12 protein-coding genes are annotated in these 20,484 nt (G+C 72.9%); 10 read left to right on the top strand and 2 right to left on the bottom strand.

The features are described from left to right. Positions 1–256 precede the first annotated feature (256 nt). The 5 genes from OHS59_RS41880 (at position 257) to OHS59_RS41860 (ending at position 13,135) form a co-directional block, all read left to right on the top strand. Positions 257–1,111: a DUF4132 domain-containing protein gene (locus OHS59_RS41880; RefSeq protein ID WP_328498563.1), complete on the top strand. Its 855-nt coding sequence runs from the start codon at positions 257–259 to the stop codon at positions 1,109–1,111. Further along, entirely contained in the window at positions 1,108–6,207 is a 5,100-nt protein-coding gene (locus OHS59_RS41875) for a hypothetical protein (protein ID WP_328498562.1), read from the top strand. The genes OHS59_RS41880 and OHS59_RS41875 overlap by 4 nt, the downstream gene beginning before the upstream one ends. Before the next feature lie 141 nt (positions 6,208–6,348). After that, positions 6,349–7,518 (top strand): ATP-binding protein, encoded by a 1,170-nt coding sequence (locus OHS59_RS41870; RefSeq protein ID WP_328498561.1) that lies wholly within the window; start codon positions 6,349–6,351, stop codon positions 7,516–7,518. A gap of 5 nt (positions 7,519–7,523) precedes the next feature. Continuing rightward, entirely contained in the window at positions 7,524–11,300 is a 3,777-nt protein-coding gene (locus tag OHS59_RS41865) for a vWA domain-containing protein (protein WP_328498560.1), read from the top strand. Continuing rightward, positions 11,297–13,135, top strand: a complete 1,839-nt coding sequence (locus OHS59_RS41860) for a hypothetical protein (RefSeq protein ID WP_328498559.1) — start codon at positions 11,297–11,299, stop codon at positions 13,133–13,135. The genes OHS59_RS41865 and OHS59_RS41860 overlap by 4 nt, the downstream gene beginning before the upstream one ends. Before the next feature lie 42 nt (positions 13,136–13,177). On the opposite strand, the gene OHS59_RS41855 is transcribed toward OHS59_RS41860, so the two are convergent. Continuing rightward, complete coding sequence (locus OHS59_RS41855) at positions 13,178–14,383, bottom strand: cysteine desulfurase-like protein (RefSeq protein ID WP_328498558.1); 1,206 nt, start codon at positions 14,381–14,383, stop codon at positions 13,178–13,180. A gap of 187 nt (positions 14,384–14,570) precedes the next feature. Between OHS59_RS41855 and OHS59_RS41850 the strand changes: the two genes are divergently transcribed. From OHS59_RS41850 to OHS59_RS41830, 5 genes are all read left to right on the top strand, one after another. Further along, on the top strand, positions 14,571–15,068 hold the full coding sequence (locus tag OHS59_RS41850; RefSeq protein ID WP_328498557.1) for a DUF2975 domain-containing protein: 498 nt from the start codon (positions 14,571–14,573) through the stop codon (positions 15,066–15,068). After that, the gene (locus OHS59_RS41845) at positions 15,068–15,304 is read left to right on the top strand and encodes a helix-turn-helix domain-containing protein (RefSeq protein ID WP_328498556.1); all 237 of its coding nucleotides are present in this window, start codon (positions 15,068–15,070) and stop codon (positions 15,302–15,304) included. Before OHS59_RS41850 ends, OHS59_RS41845 begins: the two co-directional genes overlap by 1 nt. Before the next feature lie 158 nt (positions 15,305–15,462). Further along, positions 15,463–15,936: a hypothetical protein gene (locus OHS59_RS41840; RefSeq protein WP_328498555.1), complete on the top strand. Its 474-nt coding sequence runs from the start codon at positions 15,463–15,465 to the stop codon at positions 15,934–15,936. 43 nt (positions 15,937–15,979) lie between these two features. Beyond that, a complete protein-coding gene (gene secD, locus OHS59_RS41835) occupies positions 15,980–18,391 on the top strand; it encodes a protein translocase subunit SecD (protein WP_443061591.1) in 2,412 nt (803 codons plus the stop codon). 74 nt (positions 18,392–18,465) lie between these two features. After that, positions 18,466–19,731 carry a saccharopine dehydrogenase family protein gene (locus tag OHS59_RS41830; protein ID WP_328498553.1) on the top strand — a complete coding sequence of 422 codons (1,266 nt, stop codon included), beginning with the start codon at positions 18,466–18,468 and terminating at the stop codon, positions 19,729–19,731. 90 nt (positions 19,732–19,821) lie between these two features. Here the strand turns inward: OHS59_RS41830 and OHS59_RS41825 are convergent, their stop codons facing one another. After that, entirely contained in the window at positions 19,822–20,415 is a 594-nt protein-coding gene (locus OHS59_RS41825; RefSeq protein WP_328498552.1) for a DinB family protein, read from the bottom strand. Positions 20,416–20,484 lie beyond the last annotated feature (69 nt).

Here is a 20,484-nt window from a genome sequence, read left to right as displayed (position 1 = left end):
TCAGGCGGTCTGCGGCGGCCATGTCACGCAACCGCCGTACCGGAGTGGTGCGTTCAGGCGGAGGGCGCGGGGCGGGCCCGCCGGAAGCCATGGGATCCGGAGCGCCGGGGTCCGGAGTGCCGAGGTCCGAAGTGCCGGGTCCGGAGTGCCGGGGTCCGGAGTGCCGGGTCCGGAGTCATACGCTCCGGAGGGAGCGTTGTCAGTGGTCTCACCTACAGTTCTCGGCACTTGATCAGTGAAGTGCGGGGAGGCACATATGGGGTGGGTCACGGCCGGCGATTACGAGGTCGGCCTCGACGGCGGAAAGGTGGTGTGCCGCAACGCCGCGGGACGGCGGTTGAAGTCCGTACCGGCCAAACTCGCGGAGGATCCCGCGGTCATGGGACTGCGACAGCTCTCCGAGTGGCTGGAGCGGCACGAACGCCAATGCCTCACCGACGTCGAGAAGTGGATGGTGCGTTCGCTTCCCGTGCCCTTCGCCGTCATCGCCCGGGTGTGGCCCGATCCCGCCTGGCAGAGCGCGCTGCGCGATCTCGTGGTCACCGGCCCGGACAGCGAAGTGGCCGGATTCCTGCGGGACGCCGACCTCGACCGCGGTCTCGGTCTGGTCGACCTCGACGGAGACAGCGTGCGCATCACCCCCGAACTCGTCCGTCTCCCCCATCCCGTCCTCCTGGACGAGCTCGAAGATCTGCGGGAGTTCGCCGTCGAGATCGGTGTCGAGCAGCGCGCCCAGCAGCTCTTCCGCGAGGTGTGGCGGCGGCCCGCGGGCATCGACGCCGAGGCCACCACCGTGGAGGACTACGCGGGCGGCGCGTTCAAGCAACTGCGCTTCCTGCAGGGCCGGACCACCCAGCACGGATACCGCGTGCGCGGCGGCAACGCCGTCTGCTCCGTGCGGGAGGACTCCCGCGGCGTCGAGGCCCGCGTCTGGATCGGTGACTACGACAGCTACGAGCAGACCGAGACGGGCCCCTTGATGTGGACCGACAGCGCCGGCCGGGTGCTGAAGCTCGGCCAGGTGGGACCCGTCGCCTGGTCGGAGGGCATGCGCATGGCAGCCACCCTGTTCGCCGGGCGTGACATCGAGGACGAGGAGCAGGCCGCATGACCACCTACGCACACACCACCACGGCCGCGCTGCTCGAAGCCGGCGCCGTCCTGCCCATGGGCGCCACCACCGGTGAGGACGCCGACACCCTCACCGTGCGGACGTACAGCCACCCCGCGCTGGACGGCCGGGTGGCCGTCCGGCTCGTGCCGGGCACGCTCGGCGAGGCCGAGGACCTGGCCCTGGAGTTCCTCGGTCTGGCCCGCGAACCGGAGACTCCCGAGGTCGGCCAGGTCCGCCGCGAGACCCTCGGCTTCCCTGCCTGGGCACTGGTCAACGACCCGGCCAACGGTCACCACGCACTGGCACTGGTCAAGGACGTCGAGCGGCTCGCGCGCCAGGCCAAGTCCCGCCCCGGCACGGCCAAGGAGGGCTTCGAGGTGCTCGGCGAGCGGCTCGGCCGCGCCGTGCCCCACTTCCTGCCCACTTTCTACGAACAGGCAGCCCGGGTCTTCCTCCAGTACGAGAACACGACGTACGCCGCCACCTTCTTCGGCAAGGCCCGCGAGGCCGAGCGGGTCCACGCGCTCACCGTCGACGAGGAGCGGCAGCGTGCCGTGTTCCTGGAGTTCGCCTTCGCCGGGGCACTGACGGTCAAGGCGCTCAAGGAATACGTGAAGGATCTGGCGCACCGGCTCGACCCGGCAACGGCGTGGGCGCAGTTCCGGCAGCTGTGCGTGGAGCGCTGCGCGGCGGGCATGCCGCCGTACGCGTCGCTGCCGCAGGATGCCCGCGGCCTGATCAAGGCCGCCGGGCTCAACAGGGTCACCGAGGAGTGCGCCTTCGCGGCCGACCTGGTCGCCTCACCCGCCGCGGTGCGTGCCCCCGCCTCCTTCTGGACCGCGTACCGAGCCACTCTCGCCGTCCTCGCCGAGCGGCGACGGGACGTGCGGGCGCGGCTGCTGGAGATCATGCCGACCGGTCTGGGACGCGACGTCAAGGACGACGAGTTCTGGCTGACGCTCCTCGCGGAGACCGGAGCCGATCGCCTCCTCACCGGTGAGGACGGCGGCACCGGCACCGGCACCGCCGACGGCGTCGTCGGTGCGGACAGCGTCGACGCGGCGGACTGGCTGAGCCGTTGGGCCACCCACCGCAAGCACGGTGGCACGGTCAGCGGGCGCTCCCCGCTCACCCTTCAGCTCGTCGAGCGGATGGCGCCGCGCCTGCGGGCCGACGGCCGGGCCGTGGACCTCTTCACGGGCCGGTGGTACGCCGGTGCGGACCTCGACCTGCTGGACCTGTGCGTGGCGTCGGGTATCCCTCTCGCGATGCCCGACGCCGACAAGGATGTGCATCTGGCCCTCGACCGCTGGCTGCGCGAAAGCCTGCCCGGTGGACGCGATCTGACGGCCGCCGGCGCGGACGCGCGCACCCGGCCTCTGCTGCACCGGGCCGTCGGGGCACTGAGCAACGACCGGTCGCTCTCCTCCCAGCTACTGGAGAGCCTCGCCGTCCATCCCGTCCTGAACGACGTGCTGCGCGAGTGGCTGGACGACGCGGCCGAGACGTTCGGCGGGTCGACAGGCCTGCCCGGTGCCCGCGCGGCACTCCAGCGCCTGCGCCCCTTCCGCCCGGTCGCCGCGCGGGTCAGCCCGCAAGCGGTCGCGCGCGTCGCGAAGCACGAGATCGCGCCGCTGCTGGGCCGTACCCTGCGGGCCGGCATCCCCGACGAGCTGGGCTGGCCCGCCCTCGACGAGGCGCTGCGGCTCATGGACGGCGAGACCGGCCGCGACCAGGACGACCATCTGCGCCTCACCGAGGCCTGGCCCGCGCTGATCCTGTCCCGCGGACACAAGGCCGTCGTCGTCGGCCCGGACGAGGTGCTCCTGGACCATGACCTGCGGCTGCCCGTGGAGCTGGACCGCTGGACCCATCCGCAATTCCGCTACACCGACGGCGAACTGCTGGTGATGTGGCGGCAGGACAACAAGCAGTTCGGCTACTGGTCGGCCCGGCCGTCCGAGGTGTTCACCCTCGGCGGCGAGCAACTGACCTACTGGTACCGCAGCGGCGCCGGTGACCCGTCGATCCCGCTGCCCGGCGGCGGCCGTGCCACCGGCGGACGCACCCTGCACGCCGGCGACACCGTCCTGCCGGCGGACCGGCCCGTCATCGGTGACGGCACGACGTGCTGGCGCCAGGGCAGGCAGGGCCTGCAGCAGGTCTGGCTGGAGTACGACCCGGCCACCGGGACGCACGGGCGCGCGTCCCTGCCGGCCTTCCTGCAGTCGGGCATCCGTACGGACGCCACCCTCCTGCAGCACCACTGCGAGGTTCTGCCGCTGCAACCCGGCCTCGAACACAGCCCGTTCGGCACCGACGGCACGGTGCTGGGCCGCTGGGTGCGCTCGGAGGGCGCCGGCGCCGAGGCCCGGACGACCAGCGGCACACCGGACGGCAGGACGGTCACCCTGTTTTCGGGCGGCAGCAGGTCGACCGGCTTCCCCCTCGGCGCGCTGCGACTGCCCGGCGGCGCCGAGCCCGTCGCGGCACAGCTCCACCAGCAGGTGGCGCTGTTCGCCGCCGAGGACACGTCGGTCACCGGCGAGCTCGGCCGGGTGACACCCGGTCAGGCCGGCGGGGAGTTCGCCGCGGGCACCCGGCTCGTACCGCCGGTCGCCTTCTGGCACGCGCTGCGCCCCCGTGACGAGCGGGCGTCCGCCGTACTGCGCGCGCTCACCGACAAGACGGCGGCCGACGTCCTGGCCGCCGCGGCCCAGGCGCTGGCCGAGCGGGAGGCCCAGATCCTCAAGGCCGACGGCGCCGCCCCCCAGGCCGGTGCCACCGCCACGAAGGTGCGCAGTGCCGTCCTCAGGGCGGTTCATGCCGTCAGGACCACCGCCGACGCCAAGCCCGTCGTCCCGTCCGCGGACGAATTCGTCCGGCGTGCCGTGTCCAAGGCCCTGCCCGACCTCACCGACGAGCGGATGCTCACCGGTGTGTCCGCCCTGGTCCACGCGACGCTCCGGGTCGTCGGGTCGGTCGCCTCGTTCGTGGAGCCGCCGGTCGAGCGGCCGCGGAGCGACCGACGGCGGAGCGAAGGCATGTTCGCCGACTACAGTCCCGTGCACGGCGACGACCGGACCGTGCGTACGGCGGCCGACGGCCTCGCCGACATGTGGGGAGGCTGGGGCAGCGAGACCCAGTGGACCGCTCTGCGCCAGATCCGGGCCGTGAACCATGTCCTGTCGGGGCGGCCCGCCGACGGCAAGCCGCTGCCCGACCTCGCCGTGACGGGTGCTGTCGGTGACGGGTGGCGGAGCGAGGAGTACACGGTCCCCGGCATGGGCAGTGCGTGGCCGTCCCTGCTGGCCGCGCTGCGGCCACTGGCCTACCGGGCCGCCACACCGATCGCGGCCGAGGCCGAGCGCGAAGCGCTGCTCCTGCTGTTCGAGGCGATCACCGAAGGGCCGCTCGCCACGCCCGGACACGGGCTCCGGGAGATCCAGCTGAGCGAGCCGCACACCCAGCAGCAGCGCGTCGGTCAGGTACTTCGCCGTGATGGCCGCACCGTGGTCGTCCTGGGCTGCCAGAACGTCGACACCCAGCGGGCCCGGGTCAGTTGGCTCGCTCTCGACCACGACCCCTCGGGTGCGTTCGGTGCCGTCGCCCACTTCACCCTGGAGAAGGAGAAGGCGGTGGTGTCGGCGTTCCCCGAGAACGGCCTCGCCGCCGTCACCCGGCTGGTCCGGGACAAGGGCGCCGCGCCCTGGCTGCCCGAGGCGCCCGCCGCGTTCGCCGCGGCGACCCGCGGCGGCCTGGGCCCCGTCCAGGCGACGGTGCTGCTCGCCGGGCGTCCGCAGCAGCCCGGAGCCGACGCGCTGGCGACGATCGGACTCAAGCCCCGGCAACTGGACCTGGGCAACGGCCGTCTGTCCTCGCTCAGCGGGGAGGACCGGTCCGCGCTGCTCAGTGCCCTGCTGCCCGAGGACCCCGCGGACCTGTGGACGACCGGCCCCGACACGGCGGCGGCGGGCCGGGTGTGGGCCGAGCGGCTCGGTTCCGTCGTCCGCCTGCCCGAGGATCTCGCGGTCGACCTCGCCGGTCTGCCCGCCGGTTTCGCCGAGGCCGTGCTCAACCCGGGGCTCACCCCCTGGATCAGCCGCACCACGGTGCAGCGTCTCGACAAGGACGGCAACTTCGGACCGGCGGACCCCACCGCACTGCCCGGCCGGCACGACCTGACCCGCGCTGTCGCCTCCCTGGCCTCACTCGCCTACGCCCTGCCGTACGCGCACCCGCTGCGCGCGTCCCTGCCCGAGGGGCTGGCAGCGCTGCGGCGCCGCCTCACCGACCCCGGACTGCTGCTGGACCTGGACGTCATGTGGACGGACAAGGGCGCCTCGACGGCGGTCGAACTGCGCAAGGTGCACGGGCTCCCCACCACCGGGGGCGCCGACGAGCACGGTCTGACACCTGTCGGGGACGTCCTCGTGCTGCGCCCCTGGTACGGCGACCGGGAGACGGTCCTGCTGCGCCCCGCCGCCCTCACCGGCCCGGACGACGCGGTCCTCGGCCTCCTGTCGGGCCTGGTGGGCCCGGATCGCGACGGTGGTCTCCAGGCCCTGCGCTCGATCCTCGCCGACGAACTGGCCCACGCGCTGAAGGCCGGCGCCGACCCCGAGGGGCCTGCCGGATACGCGCAGGACCCGACCGTCGCCGCTCCCGCGCTGGTCGCCGAGGTCGCCGAGGCACACGGTCTGGGCGAGGACGCGGCGACGCTCTACCTCCAGTTGCTGGCCCTGCCCGATCCGACGGACCGCAACTGCGCCCGCTGGACCGGCTGGAGGCCCGCCCGGCTGAAGAAGGCCCGCGCCGAACTGGCCGCCACCGACCTGGTGGTCGAGGCGAAGCGACCGCGCGCCGGGCGCACCCTCTTCCTGCCGTGCGGATGGCGTGACCTCAAGTCCCCCGCCCTGCCGGTGGAGACCTGGAAGGAGAGCCTCTACCCGATACGCGAGAGCACGCGCGCCGTGCCGTTCCTCCCGGTGCCCGAGCTGTTCGCCCGCGCCTGGCAGCGTGTGCGGGACGGCGACGTGCCCGCCTACGAGAAGCTCACCACCCGCGCCACCCGGAAGGGCCGCCGCCGATGACCACCACCCGAGCCGACAGGACGGCCCCTTGATGACGGCTCCCCGGACGGCGGCTCCGCGGATGACGCCCGCACTGCCGACGACCCCTCTGCTCACAACCCCCCTGCCGACGACCTCACGACGCGACCGGACGGACCACCGATGACGACCACCCTGGCCTCCGCCCCCGGCCGCCAGATCACCCCGCCCGAGGACCGCCACGCAACCGAGCTGGCCTTCCTCGCCGCGTACGACGGCGGGCCCCGGCCCCCGGCGTGGCGGCTCACGCCCCGCGCCGTCGTCACGTTCGTCATGGGCAGCGGCGGGCAGGCACTGCGGCTGCCCGACGGCGGCCAGGTGCCCGAGGGGGTGCCGCGGCGTCTTGTCATCGAGGGCAAGTTCGTCGGCGACCGCGCCCTGGTGGAGCGGTGCGTCGTCACCCTCGCCGGTGAGCGCGGGCTGCTGCTCGTGGGCGAGCCCGGCACCGCCAAGTCCATGCTGTCCGAGCTGCTGTCCGCCGCGGTCTGCGGCACCAGCGGCCTGGTCGTCCAGGGCACCGCGGGCACGACGGAGGACCAGCTGAAGTACGGCTGGAACTACGCCCTGTTGCTGGCCCAGGGGCCCAGTCGGCAGGCCCTGGTGCCCTCGCCCGTCCTGACCGCCATGACCAGGGGAGCCGTCGCGCGGGTGGAGGAGGTCACCCGCTGCCTGCCCGAGGTGCAGGACGCACTGGTGTCGCTGCTGTCCGAGCGGCGCATCGCCGTGCCCGAACTGTCGGGCACCGAGGACGCCCTGGCGCACGCGGCGCCCGGCTTCACCCTCATCGCGACCGCCAACCTGCGCGACAAGGGCGTCTCCGAGATGTCGGCCGCGCTCAAGCGCCGCTTCAACTTCGAGACCATCGGGCCCATCGCCGACCTCGACGCCGAGACCGCGCTCGTACGCGGTCAGGCCCGTGCCTCGGTCGAGCGGGCCGGGGCGCCCTTCCGGGTCGACGACGCCGTGCTGGAAGCCCTCATCACGGCCTTCCGGGATCTGCGGGAGGGCCGGTCCGCGGAGGGCTGGGAGGTCGAGCGGCCCTCCACGGTGATGAGCACCGCGGAAGCCGTGTCCGTGGCGGGCGCCCTGGGGCTCGCCGCCGCCTACTTCCCCGGTGACCGTGATGTCCTCGGCCTGCTGCCGGGCCACCTCCTCGGGGTGGTCCGCAAGGACGACCCCGCCGACGCGGCCCGGCTGCGCGGCTACTGGGACGGCCCCGTCAGGCGCCGCGCCGAGCAAGGCTCCGCCACCTGGCGCACCCTGTGGGACCTGCGCACCGTCCTGGAGGACTGACCACCGTGCCCCTCTCCCCCGAGGAAGCCGTCGCGGCCCTCACCGACCCGGCGGCGCCCTGTCTCATCGGCGTACGGCATCACGCGCCCTCGCTGGCCGCGGCCGTGCCCGCACTGCTGGACGCGGCCGCGCCGGACGTGCTGCTCGTCGAACTCCCCGACGAGATGCAGGAATGGCTTCCCTGGCTCAGCCATGAGGAGACGCGGGCTCCGGTCGCCCTCGCCGCCGCTCCCCGCGACGGGGGCGGCGGCCGGGGTCCGGCCTTCTATCCGTTCGCCGACTTCTCGCCCGAACTGGCCGCCCTGCGCTGGGCCGCGCGGCACGGCGTGCCGGTCGTCGCGTGCGACCTGCCGCTCGCCGACCGGGCGTGGAGCACCGCCGGACGCCAGAACCCCGCACATCCGCACGACGCCGTACGCCCGCAAGACGGCCACGATCCCGTGCGTCCGAACGGCGGCCACGACGCCGTGCCCCCGGACGACAGTCACGACGACCATGACGGCCACGACGGTGCGGACCGGTCGTCGGCCCCGCGGTCACCGGGTGTGCCGAGCGATTCGGCACCGGACCTCGATTCCGCACCGGTCTCCCGGGCCGCCGCAGGCATCGCCACCGCACTGCGGGCGCGCCTCACGGGCCGTTCCGGTGACGATCTCTGGGACCGTCTCGTCGAGGCGGCCGCCCCGGGCTCGCCTCCCGAAGCGCTGCGTCGCGCCGCGCTTCTGACGGGCTGGGCGCTGCGTGAGGACGCGGCGGCCTCGGGAGGCGTGCCCGAGCTGGACCTGCGGCGCGAGGAGTGGATGCGCGCCCGGCTGGCCGCCGCCACCGCGAACGGCGAACGTGCCGCCGTGGTCGTCGGCGCCTTCCATGCGCCTGCGTTGATGTCATCGGCACTGACGTCGCCGGCGCTGACGTCGCCGGCGTCGCCGGGGGCGGCTGGGGCACCCCGGTCCCCCTCGCCCGGCGCCACCCGCTCCGACTCCCCCGCCTGGACGACGTCTCTCATCCCCTACACCTACGCGCTGCTCGACGAGCGGTCCGGCTATCCGGCGGGTATCCGGGATCCGGAGTGGCAGCATCTGGTGCTGCGCGCGGCGGGCGATCCGGCCGCGCTGGAGGAGGCCCTGACTCGCGCCGCCGTGGAGGTCTGCGCCGAACTGCGCACGCTGGGCCACCCGTCGGGGCCCGCGGAGGCCAGGGAGATCACCCGCCTCGCCGGAGATCTCGCCCGGCTGCGCGGCCTCCCCATGGCCGGCCGGGGCGAGCTGGTCGAGGCGGTGCAGACCGTACTCACGCAGGGTGAGCCGTACGGGCGAGGGCGGGCCGTCGCACGGGCGATGGAGCGGGTGCTCGTAGGCACGCGCGCCGGCCGTCCGGCCCCCGGAGCGCCCCGCAGCGGACTCGCTCCGGCGGTGGAGGACGAGTTGGCCGCGTTGCGGCTCCCCGGGCCCGACAGCCGTGGCACCGACGCCACCCGGGAGCTGCGGCTGGACCCGCTGCGTTCCGACCTGGACCGCCGCCGTGAACTCCTGTTGCAGCGTCTGACCGTGTGCGGTGTGCCGTACGGGGAGCGCAAGGAATCCGTCGGCGCCGGCGGCACGGAGGCTCTGACCTCACGCTGGGAGGCGCGCTGGACACCTGCCACGGCGGCCATGCTGACCGCGGCCGGTGTCCGAGGAGTCACCCTCGCGCAGGCCACCGAAGGCCTGTTGCGTGAGCGTCGGCGGACGAAGCAGGACGAGGGCGGACCCACGGCCGCACAGACCCTGCACGGGCTCCGGCAGGCGGCGGAGTGCGGTCTGCCGGCTCTCACCGACGAACGTCTCACCGATGTCCGCGAGGTGCTCCCCCAGTCGGCCACACTGCCGGAACTCCTCGCGGCTCTGGCTCTGTTGGACCGGCTGCGGACGGGTCATGTCGCGGGCCTGGACGCGTGCAAGGAACGTACCGCCGTGGTGGCCGGCGTGGCCGAGCTGCTGACCGCGGCCGCGGTGCGGCAGGTGGACGGTCTCACGGGCTCCGAGGACCCGGCCGACGCGCACGCGCTGCTCGAACTCGCCCACCGCGCCGACCTCCTGGGCGGCATACGGCTCACCGACGCGCTCGCCCGGCTGGCCGCCGACGGTTCTCCGTTGATGCGCGGCGCCGCCGGAGCCGTACGGGTGCTCCTCGGACACGAGGACCCGCACGCTCTCGGGGATCGCATCGCCTCCTGGGTCGACGCGGCCAACACCCCCGAGGCCCGGTCGGCGCTCACCGACCGCCTCATCGGCGTGCTGACTGCCGCCGGTCCGCTGCTGGAGGCGGCGCCTCCCGCCCTGGAGCCGCTGCTCGACCGTGTGGCCGAGATGCCCGACCGGCACCTCCTCGATCGGCTCCCCGCGCTGCGGGGAGGCTTCGACGCCCTCAGTCCCGCGGCCCGGGACCGGCTCCTCGACATCGTCGAGGAGCGCCTCGCCACCACGCGTCCGAGCGACACCGGTGGCGTCGATCCCGCCGCACTCGCCACCTGGACCGGCGCGGACCTCGCGGCCCGCGCCGCCCTGCGCACGCTCGGGCTGCTGCCACCGCCGCCCGTGGGCAAGCACGTACCGACGACGTCCGAAACGCCCGAGGGACCCGAGGCACCGGGGGCAGCAGCCCCAGGTGTCGCCCAGCCCTCCCCCGAGGAACACGTCCTCGGGGCCGCCGATCGCTGGCGGCTCGTGCTCGGCCGCCGTACGGAGCAACTGCCGTCCTCAGCTTCGGCGTTGGCGACCGCGCTGGACGAGCTGTACGGCAGCGGCCGCGGCGAGGGCAGCAGAGGCGGTCTGAACGGGCCGGGCGCACGCGGCGGCCGTGAAGCCCCGTACCCCGGAGTGCGCGAGTGGTCCGAGGAACTCGCCGCGCTGTTCGGCCCGGGCATCCGGGAGGAGGTGCTGGCGGCTGCCGCCACGTCGGGCCGCAAGGACGTGCTCGCCGAACTCGATCCGAACAGCGTGCGCCCCTCCGTCGACCTGTTGCGTAACGTGCTCCGGCACGCGGGAGGGCTGCCCGAGGCACGGCTCGCCGCCCTGCGCCCACTGGTCCGCCGCCTGGTCGAGGCGCTGACGCGGGAACTGGCCACCCGCCTGCGTCCCGCGCTGCACGGCACGACTCTGCCGCGCCCGAGCCGACGGCCGGGCGGCGGACTCGATCTGGCCCGCACCCTGCGCGCCAACCTCGCGACGGCACGCCGCGGCCCGGACGGAACCGTCCAGGTCGTTCCGGAGCACCCCGTCTTCCGTTCGCGCGCCAAACGGGCCGCGGACTGGCGGCTGATCCTGGTCACCGACGTGTCGGGGTCCATGGAGGCCTCCACCGTCTGGGCGGCGCTCACCGCTTCGGTCCTGGCCGGGGTACCGACCCTGTCCACGCACTTCCTGGCCTTCTCCACGGAGGTCATCGACCTCACCGGCCATGTCGACGACCCGTTGTCGTTGCTGCTTGAGGTGAGTGTGGGCGGCGGCACCCACATCGCGGCGGGACTGCGCCATGCCCGCGAGCTCGTCACCGTGCCGTCGCGCACCCTCGTCGTGGTCGTCAGCGACTTCGAGGAGGGTTACCCCATCGGAGGTCTGCTCGCCGAGGTCCGCGGCCTCGTCGGGGCGGGCTGCCATGTACTCGGCTGCGCGAGTCTCGACGACATGGGCCGCCCCCGGTACTCGACCGGCGTCGCCGGACAGCTCGTCGCCGCCGGTATGCCCGTCGCCGCCCTCAGCCCGCTCGAACTCGCCCGCTGGGTAGGGGAGAAAGTCTCATGAGCCTCGACCTGCCTCCGGTCGCCCCGTCCGTGACCGCCGAACTCGTGCGGGGGCTCACCCCCCGGCTCCGCAAGCGGCTGGACGCCGGCGTCACCAAGCTCGCGGATCGCCCGCGCGTCCGCGAAGGCGACACCGTGCGCATCGCCGTCGACGACGACACCCACCTCGAACTGCACGCTCCCGGTGGCAGCGTGACCAGCGCGGACGCGATCCGTTGCGGCTGCCTGCTGGCACCGGACTGCCTGCACCGCGCCGCCGCCGCCTCGGCCGCGCCGATCGCCGAGTCCGCGCCGATCACCGACTCCGCGCCCATCCTCGACTCCGAGTCCAGCACCGGGTCCGGCCTCGATCCCGGCGCCGAGCCCAAGTCCGGGTCCGGGTCCAGGTCCGGGTCCGGGTCCAGCTCCGAGCCGGTATCGGAAACCGTGCCGGGCGCGGAGGCCGAGGCCGCCACTCCCGAGCAGCGTGCCGCCGCGCGGGCCATGTACGCCGCCGCGGGCGCGGTGCTCGAAGCCGGGACGGACGGGGCAGGCGCCGTGCTGCAGGCGGAGTTGCTGCGCGCCGCGCACACCGCACGGGTCAGTGGTATGCCCAGGGTCTCCGCCTCGGCGGTCTCCGTGGTCACCCAACTGCGCGCCGCCCGCGCCGCCGATCCGGCGTACCGCCTCACCGATCTCACCGCCGCTCTGCGCGAGGTTCTCGGGACGTCCCACCGTCTTCCGGACTCCACCGGACCCGAACTCGCCGGCCTGCGCGGCACCGCACGGCAGCCGTACGCTCCGGACGGGTCCCTGCGGCTGTACGGGCTGTTCTCCGAGCCCGTCCTGACGGCCACCGGCTATGCGGGAGCGGTCACCTGGACGGCCGACGCCGAGGGCCGGCTGTACACGGTGTCCGATGTCGCCCCGGGCGGTTCCGGCCGGGCCGTGGGCGCGGCCGACCGGGCCGTCCGCGTCGGGGACACGACCCTCAGCCACCGAGAGCTGTCGCGGGCCGGGCTCGCCGTGTCCGGCGCGACCGTCTCCCCGACGGGCCGGCTGGGTGCGGGCGCGGGCGTGCGGGCCGTGCGGGCGGCGGGCGCCGCCTGGAGCGAGGATCCTCTCGACCGTCTGTGGGCGCCACCGGTGGCCGAACAGGTGTCACGTGCCCTGACCGGCTCGGCCGGCGGGGACGATCTGCTGTTCCTCGATGTCACCCTCACCGGGACGGTCCGCGAGGCCGCGGGCGACTGTCTGCTCGCCGACTGCGACGGTCTGACACTCCGTCTCGCCGCCGCGCACGACCATCCCGCGCTGCCCCACCGCGACAACCTCCGGCTCCTCGCGAGCGCGCCGGGTACCCGGCTGCGTGTCATAGCCCGCCTCGACCCCGCTCCCGTACCCCGGGCACTGCTGGTCGCCGTGGAGCACCCCCGTGCTGCGGGTGTCCATGTCGGCCTGGGCCTCGACCGCCTTCAGCACGCGGATCTGCCCGCCCCGGCAATGCCCCCGGCCGGCTCCCCGCCCGCCCCGGACGAGGCGCCGCTGCATCTCCTGCGGCGCCGTGTCCACCAGGCGGCCTCGGCGGGCCGTCGCGTCCTCGCCTTCCCGGGGGACGGCTCCGCCGACAGCAGGCGTCTGAGCCGGTACGGCTTCGCCTGCGCGGGAGACCTCCTCGACGAACTCCACGCGGCTGCCGCGGACCGGTCCCGCGATGTCTTCGGCCGGCTGATCCCCGCGGACATCGACAGGTTCGCCCGCGCCTGGCTCGCTGCGGCCCACTACACCGAGGAGGTGGACCGGGCGCTGTGCGCCGCGGCGTGGGGCGCCGATCCGGCACAGCCGCCTTCCCTTTGATTCAGGTTGAACCGCCCTGAATCAAGACGGCCGGTGAGCCCCTCAGAGTGCCAGGAACTCGGCCAGGCCTGTCAGGAACCGCTCGATGTCCTCCGTGCTGTTGTAGGGGGCGAGGCCGACCCGTAGGCCTCCCGTGTCACCGAGGCCGAGTCGGCGGGAGGCCTCGATCGCGTAGAAGGACCCGGCCGGCGCGTGGACGCCACGCTCCGCGAGGAAGCTGTACGCGTCCGCCGTCGACCGGCCCTCGAAGGTGAGCAGCACGGTCGGCGTGCGGTCGGCCGCCCTGGAGTGGACCTGGACTCCTCGGAGTGAGGCCAGTCCCTTGTCGAGCTGTGTGCGCAGGATCTGCTCATGTGCTTCGAGGGCCGTGAACGCCGAGGCAAGACGCTGCCGCCGTGTCCCCGTGGCGTTCGCGTCCAGCCCGGCGAGGAAATGGACGGCCGCCTCCGTGCCCGCGAGGAACTCGTACGGCAGGGTGCCCAGTTCGAAGCGTTCCGGGACCGCTTCGGTGGAGGGCAGCAGCTTGTCCGGGTGCAGCGTCTCCAGCAACTCCGGCCGGGCCGCGAGAACTCCGTGGTGGGGGCCGAAGAACTTGTACGGGGAACAGACGAAGAAGTCCGCGCCCAGTTCCTCCAGATCGACCAGCGCGTGGGCGGCGTGGTGGACGCCGTCGACGTAGGTGAGCGCTCCGGCCTCGTGTGCCAGGCCGGAGATCTCGGCGATCGGGGGACGCGTTCCGATCAGGTTGGAGGCGGCACTGACGGCCACCAGCCGGGTGCGCGGGGACAGTACGGCGCGAATGTGGGCGGCGGTCAGTTCTCCGGTGGCGGGATCGAAGTCGGCCCAGCGCACGGTGGCGCCGGCCTGGGCGGCGGCCTGGACCCAGGGGCGGATGTTGGCGTCGTGGTCGAGGCGGGTGACGACCACTTCGTCGCCGGGTGACCAGGACTTGGCGAGGGTGCGGGAGAAGTCGTAGGTGAGCTGTGTGGCGCTGCGGCCGAAGACGATCCCTGCCGGGTCCGCTCCCAGAAGGTCGGCCAGGGCCTGTCGCGTCCTGGTGACGATGGCCTCGGCGTTGCGCTCCCCCGGTGTCATCCGGCCCCGGACGGACAGCGGCTGCGCCATCGCGTCGGCGATCGCCCGGATGACGGGCTGTGGGGTCTGGGTACCACCAGGCCCGTCGAAGTGCGCGATCCCGGCGCTCAGCGCCGGGAACTGGGCGCGGAGGGCGGTGATGTCGTACGTCACGAATGCTCCTGTCGGTGCCATGCCGGGGCGACCGGCTGTGCTGTGGGCCGGCCCTGCCCGTTGGTCCGGCCGCCCTTGCAGCGTGATCGTTCGTTCCTCCCGCCACAAGGGGCCCTCGCTCACCAGGCCATATGAAGAGTTTGGGGAATCGATTGATTTTCGATAGATACCGATCGATAATCGATGCATGCATCAACTCTTCATTGCCGTGCTCCGGGTGGGCATCCTCGCGACGGTCGCCGGCGGGCTCTTCGGCCAGATAGTGGTCATTCCGACGACGGCGGCCGACGAGGTCGAGCGTTTCCCGCCCTACGGCCCGTTCGCCACGCCCTATGTGACGGTGGCGATCATCGGCGTCGCCTGTGTCCAGGTCGCCCTCTTCGCGGTGTGGATGCTGCTCGACATGGTGCAGCGTGACGCGATCTTCACGCCGCTGGCCTTCCGCTGGGTCGACATCGTCATCGGGTCCTCGGTCGTGGCGACGCTGCTGGCGGGCGGGGTCTCCGTGCACATCCTCCTGAGCGACATTCCCTCTCCGGACGACGGCATGGAACTCCTCGGAGTACTGGGGGCCACGGTCATGGCTGTCGCCGTGGGCGCGGCGTTCGCGATGCTCACCGTCATCATGCGAGGCCTCCTGCGCAAGGCGACGGACCTGGAGACCGAGATCGCCGGGGTCGTCTGATGGCGATCATCGTCGACATCGACCTCCAGCTCGCCAGGCACAATCTGTCGGTCGGTGAGTTCGCCGCCGCCGTCGGCATCACGCCCGCCAACATCGCCGTGCTCAAGAACGGCCGCGCGAAGGCCGTGCGGTTCACGACCCTCGACGCGATCTGCCGCACACTCGACTGCCAGCCGGGTGACGTGCTGCGCTGGGTACCGGACGAGGAGATCGACCGTCAGGCGTCCCGGACCTGATTCCTTCATCCGTGCCGGTTCGCGCGAACCTTGTGCGTCGCCCGTGCGTTGTCCTGTGGGGCCGCCGTCCGTGGCGGCCCGCCCATGAGCGGACCCGGTGTTTCCGTTCTTCGTCGGCGTGACCCGTTCGGGCAGAGACAGGTGGGGGGGGAGACATCGTGGCAGAGCACAGGGCAGAGCGAACCCGTGCGGCCTCCCCCACCGCCGGACACCGGCCCCCCGTCACCGGCATGCTGCTGGCGGCGCTGTTCACACTCCTCGGCGTACTCGGCCTGCAGGGCATCCCCGCCACGGCCTCCCCAGGCACACCGACGCCGGTCCCGGTCGCCACACACCACAGCCCGGCGCCGGAACATGTACTGGCACATGTACTGGCAAAGGCCGAGGCCGACACCCGTACCGGCGTCGACGACACCTGCACCACCGTCTGCGGGCAGCCGCCCCGCGCGGGCCGGTCCACCGCGGGCGAGTGGCACGCACCGCCTCCCGCCGGGGTGTCCGTACCGGCCGGCCTCGTGGTCCCCCTGCCGGAACCAGGGCCGCCGCAGTCGGCCGCTCCCGGCGCCTTCACACCTCCGCAGCACTCCGCGCGGCACAGCGGGCGGGGCCCGCCGCCGTCAACCGGCATCTGACGTCACCCGTCGATCCCCACCGCGCCCGTCTCACGGGCGCGGTATGCCTGTTGCCCTGTTGGAGGCACCCTTGTCGCGCGCCATCCGCGTGCGGGCGTTCTTCGCCCTGACCGTGCTCGCCCTGTCGCTCTACATCACCCTCACCGTGCCGGTCCGTCTCGGACTCGACCTGCGCGGCGGAACACAGATCGTCCTCGAAACCCGTGACTCCCCCACCGCCGAGGCCGACTCCGAAGCCACCGACCGCACCCTGGAGGTACTCCGCCACCGCATCGACGCGCTCGGCGTGTCCGAACCCACCATCGCCCGTTCCGGGGACGACCGGATCATCGTCGAACTGCCCGGTGTCCAGGACCCGCGCGAAGCCGCGGACGTCCTCGGCCGTACGGCCCAGCTCGCCTTCCACCCCGTTCTCGGTACCGATCCGTCCACGAGCCCCGGCACAGGTGACTCCGGCGAAGCCACACCTGAGTCGCAGACCGAGCGGCAGTCCGAACGGCCGACCGAGCCGCCGGCCGACCTCGTCCTCCCCGACGAGTCCGGACACCCCGTACGACTGGGCCCGTCGGTGCTCACCGGCGCGGACGTCGACAGTGCCGAGGCACGTATCGACCAGCAGAGCGGGGCCGGCTGGTATGTCGGCGTCGACTTCAAGGGTGCGGGCGGCGACGCCTGGGCCCAGCTGACCGGCAGGGCCGCGTGTCACCCGGCCGGCGATCCGGCCCGCCGCGTCGCCATCGTCCTGGACGACAAGGTCATCTCCTCCCCCCAGGTCGACTCGACCGTCGCCTGCCGTACGGGCATCACCGGAGGATCCACCCAGATCAGCGGTTCCTTCCGCCGCGACGAAGCCCGCGAACTGGGCCTGCTCATCAACGGCGGGGCTCTGCCGGTGCCGGTCGAGACCGTGGAACAGCGCACCGTCGGCCCCACGCTCGGCGCCTCGGCCATCGAGGCCAGTGCCTGGGCCGCCGTCATCGGCACCGCGCTGACCTCACTGTTCATCATCGCCGTCTACCGGCTCCTCGGCGCCCTCGCCGCCCTGGCCCTGGCCTGTTACGGGGTCATCTCCTACGCGGCCCTGGTCGCGCTCGGCGCCACCCTGACCCTTCCGGGGCTCGCGGGGTTCGTGCTGGCCATCGGCATGGCCGTTGACGCCAACGTGCTCGTCTTCGAACGGGCCCGTGAGGAGTACGCGGCCCGCCGGAAGGGTCTGCGCCCGGCTCTCACCGCCGGGTTCCGCAACGCCTTCAGTGCCATCGCCGACTCCAACATCACGACCCTCATCGCCGCCGGTCTGCTCTTCCTCCTCGCTTCCGGCCCGGTCCGCGGCTTCGGCGTCACCCTGGGCATCGGCGTACTCGCCTCCATGCTCAGTGCCCTGGTCATCACCCGCGTCCTCGCCGACCACGCGGTCGCCCGCCGGTCCGTACGACGGCGTCCGCGTCTCACCGGCATCGCGGACACCGGGAAGGTCCGCGACCGGCTCACCCGCCGCAACCCGGACCTGATGCGGCACGGGCGCACCTGGCTGGCGGCGTCCGCCGTCGCCCTCGTCCTGGCCACCTCGGGCATCGCTGTCAGAGGGCTGAACTTCGGCGTCGAGTTCACCGGCGGACGGCTCATGGAGTACGCCACCTCCGCGCCGGTCGACGCCGACCGGGCCCGGGGCGCCCTGGCCGACGTGGGACAGCCCCGCGCGGTCGTGCAGACCTCAGGCGACGGCGACCTCACCGTGCGCACCGATCAGCTGTCCAACGCCGAGGCGGCGGAGGTGGACAAGGCCGTCGGCGATCTCGCGGGAGGTGCCGAGAAGATCCGTGACGAGCTCATCGGCCCCAGCCTCGGGGACGAACTGCGCCGTGGAGCTCTCATCGCCCTCGGCTCGGCCCTGGCCGCGCAACTGCTGTATCTCGCGGTCCGTTTCCGCTGGGCCTTCGGGGCGTCCGCGGTCGCCGCGATGGTCCACGACACCCTGATCCTCGTCGGTGTCTTCGCCTGGCTCGGCAAGCCGGTCGACGGAGTCTTCCTCGCCGCGCTGCTCACGGTGATCGGCTACTCCGTCAACGACTCCGTCGTCGTCTTCGACCGGATCAGGGAGTTGTCGGCCGACAACCAGGCCGCCGGCCGGCCCGCCAAAGAGAACCGGACCGACGAACAGAAGAGGACTTCCTTCCCGGTCCTCGTCAACACCGCGATCCTGCAGACCCTCCCCCGGACCGTCAACACGGGCATGGGGGCCGTGTTCATCCTCGCCGCCCTCACTCTGCTGGGCGGCGACTCCCTGACGGACTTCGCCCTCGCCCTGCTCATCGGCATCGTCGTCGGCACGTACTCCTCGATGTTCACGGCCGCACCCCTGGCCATCGAACTCCAGGGCCGCACCGCACCACCGCCCAGCACACGGAAACCCAGCACACGGAAACCCGGCACGCGGAAGCAGGAGGCGTACTAGGGACGGTTCGAGCGCCGCCACTGCTATCGTCCTGGCCCACTGAACGGGCGGGCCGGACGAAGGAGTGCCGCGCGATGCGAGTCCTCTTGGTCGGAGCAGGGGGCGTCGGCACCGCGATCACCAGGATCGCGGCCCGGCGCTCCTTCTTCGAGCACATGGTTGTCGCCGACCACGACCTCTCGCGGGCCGAGTCGGCTGTCGCGGCACTCGGAGAGGACGAGCACCGGTTCTCGGCGGCGCTGCTCGATGCCTCGGACACCGACGGCGTACGGGCCGCGCTCGCCGAGCACCACTGCGATGTCCTGCTCAATGCCACAGACCCCCGTTTCGTGCTGTCGCTCTTCGACGCGGCGCTCACCCATGGCGCCCACTACCTGGACATGGCGATGTCCCTCTCCCGGCCGCATCCGGTCCGTCCCTACGAGGAGTGCGGCGTCAAGCTGGGAGACGCGCAGTTCGCCCGGTCCGTCGAGTGGGAGGCGGCGGACCGGCTCGCACTGGTCGGTATGGGGGTGGAGCCGGGCCTGTCGGACGTGTTCGCCCGGTACGCCGCCGACGTCCTCTTCGACGAGATCGAGGAGATCGGCGTCCGTGACGGCGCCGACCTGGTCGTGGACGGATACGGCTTCGCCCCGTCCTTCAGCATCTGGACGACCATCGAGGAGTGCCTCAACCCGCCGGTCGTCTACGAGGCGGACCGGGGCTGGTTCACCACAGCGCCCTTCAGCGAGCCGGAGGTCTTCGACTTCCCCGAGGGCATCGGTCCGGTGGAGTGCGTCAACGTCGAGCACGAGGAAGTGCTCCTGATCCCACGGTGGTTGAAGGCCGGGCGGGTCACTTTCAAGTACGGACTCGGCGACGAGTCCATCGGCGTCCTGCAGACCCTGCACAAACTGGGTCTGGACCGTACCGAGCCGGTCACCGTGGACGGCGGCGGCGGGGGCAAGGCCGCGGTCTCCCCGCGGGACGTGGTCGCCGCCTGTCTGCCCGATCCGGCCGGACTCGGAGACCGGATGCGCGGCAAGACGTGCGCCGGTACCTGGGTGAAGGGCACCAAGGACGGCCGGCCACGGGAGGTGTACCTCTACCACGTGGTCGACAACCAGTGGTCGATGCGGGAGTACGGCTCCCAGGCCGTGGTCTGGCAGACCGCGATCAACCCCGTGGCGGCCCTCGAACTCATCGCGTCCGGGGCCTGGCACGGCAGCGGAGTACTCGGCCCCGAGGCGATGCCTCCACGGCCGTTCCTCGACCTGCTCACGGAGTACGGGTCGCCGTGGGGCATGCGGGAGGAGACCATCGGCGTACCCGCAGAGGACCTCGACGGCCCGTCCCGCTGACCTGTCGTGGGGGACCCGTCGTGGGGGACTTGTCACGAGGGCGATCGTGCCGGGCCCGAGTGGCCGCCGCCAGGGCGGTACGGTGCTGCGTCACGCGTCGCGGTCTGCTTCCTGAGCCGCGCGCTCCAGCCTGCTCCGGTACTCCTCCCACCACTCCGCGTCATCCGACGCCATGCCGTCGTTGGTCTTGTTCATCCCGACCGAACCGTCCATGAGTTCCCGGAGGATGTCGGCATGGCCGGCGTGCCGGTGCGTGTCTGCGACGACACGCACGACGGCATGATGCAACGTCACCTCGTCCTTGCCGCTCGGCCACCACGGCACCCGGCCGACCGTGTCCAGCGCGAGCGCGTCGATCGTCGCGTCCGCGTGCGCCCAGGCCCGGCGATAGAGCCCCACGATGTGCTCGCGCGACTCCTCCGCGGTGGCCCACATGTCCGCGTTGAGTTCGGCGCCGGCCTCCAGCCAGGGCAGTGTCTCGCCGGACGGCCTGCCGAAGGTGTCACCGAGGTAGCCCAACTCCACACCGGCCGTGTGTTTCACGAGGCCCAGGAGGTTGGTGCCGGTCGGCGTCCGCGGACGGCGGATGTCGTACTCCGAGAGCCCTTCGAGCTTCCACAGCAGGGCGTCACGGGCGTTCTGCAGGTAGAAGTGAAGGTCGGCCTTGGGATCGGTTGTGTTCATGGGGCCAAGTCTCCCGCCGCGTACCGGCCCCTCGCCACCACCCGCCCCACCGCGGCCGGTCGGCCACGC

It is taken from the genome of Streptomyces sp. NBC_00414, assembly GCF_036038375.1.
In the GTDB taxonomy this organism is placed as follows: domain Bacteria; phylum Actinomycetota; class Actinomycetes; order Streptomycetales; family Streptomycetaceae; genus Streptomyces.
The sequence above is the reverse complement of the archived record's forward strand: the minus strand, read 5'-3'. Positions and strand labels throughout refer to the sequence as shown.

What these genes read in the sequence shown, in the direction of transcription:
- OHS59_RS41880 (WP_328498563.1), top strand. Translation starts at nt 257, where the DNA reads ATGGGGTGGGTCACGGCCGGCGATTACGAGGTCGGCCTCGACGGCGGA.
- OHS59_RS41875 (WP_328498562.1), top strand. Translation starts at nt 1,108, where the DNA reads ATGACCACCTACGCACACACCACCACGGCCGCGCTGCTCGAAGCCGGC.
- OHS59_RS41870 (WP_328498561.1), top strand. Translation starts at nt 6,349, where the DNA reads ATGACGACCACCCTGGCCTCCGCCCCCGGCCGCCAGATCACCCCGCCC.
- OHS59_RS41860 (WP_328498559.1), top strand. Translation starts at nt 11,297, where the DNA reads ATGAGCCTCGACCTGCCTCCGGTCGCCCCGTCCGTGACCGCCGAACTC.
- OHS59_RS41850 (WP_328498557.1), top strand. Translation starts at nt 14,571, where the DNA reads ATGCATCAACTCTTCATTGCCGTGCTCCGGGTGGGCATCCTCGCGACG.
- OHS59_RS41845 (WP_328498556.1), top strand. Translation starts at nt 15,068, where the DNA reads ATGGCGATCATCGTCGACATCGACCTCCAGCTCGCCAGGCACAATCTG.
- secD (WP_443061591.1), top strand. Translation starts at nt 15,980, where the DNA reads ATGCCTGTTGCCCTGTTGGAGGCACCCTTGTCGCGCGCCATCCGCGTG.
- OHS59_RS41830 (WP_328498553.1), top strand. Translation starts at nt 18,466, where the DNA reads ATGCGAGTCCTCTTGGTCGGAGCAGGGGGCGTCGGCACCGCGATCACC.
- OHS59_RS41825 (WP_328498552.1), bottom strand. Translation starts at nt 20,415, where the DNA reads ATGAACACAACCGATCCCAAGGCCGACCTTCACTTCTACCTGCAGAAC.